Source organism: Oleiphilus sp. HI0117 (assembly GCF_001635235.1).
The window spans coordinates 1-534 of record NZ_LWGA01001173.1 but is presented as its reverse complement, the minus strand read 5'-3'; the positions used below and the strand labels follow the sequence as shown (position 1 = coordinate 534).

General features: G+C 40.8%; 1 protein-coding gene. It reads right to left on the bottom strand.

Features of this window, described 5'->3' with window-relative positions; genetic code table 11:
- Positions 1 to 343 (bottom strand): DUF3450 family protein (locus A3757_RS20725; RefSeq protein ID WP_197470175.1); only part of this gene is annotated, 343 nt, incomplete at its 3' end.
- Positions 344 to 534 lie beyond the last annotated feature (191 nt).

Below are 534 nucleotides of genomic sequence, written 5' to 3'. Positions count from 1 at the left end.
TATCAATCCAGTCAATCATTTCCAGGAGCATTGGTATCAAACTGTTCTCTGTTTGCGATACTTGCGATAGCTGGCCTTCATAGTCAATCAACGTTGTTTGTTGGCGAGAATGTATCTGTTGTTGATGTGATAAGTTTATATTTGTTTGTTCCAGGGCTCTCGATAAGCTTTGATATTCGCGAAGTAAGGCCTCAGTTGATGCGATTGTTTTGTTAATCTTTTGCTGACTTAGCTTGGCTTCTTTGATCATAGAAGATGCTTCGCTAAATGACTCGGATAACCTGGGTTCTGTTTGTGCGCTAGCTTTACCTACAATTAGTAGGACGAGGATAAAAAAAAGCACCAAGAAGAGGTGAATTGAATTTGGATAGCCTAGAGCGAACGAGTGGCTTAGTGTGTGTAGCGGTCATAAAAGAGTTCTTGAGTAGGTTTTTAAGTGAGCTATACAAGTTTAGCTTAGCGTGGAGATTTTGCGTCTGAATCTAATGCTGTGGGGCAACACGATGGATTTTTCACTAATGCAGTGAGTAAGGG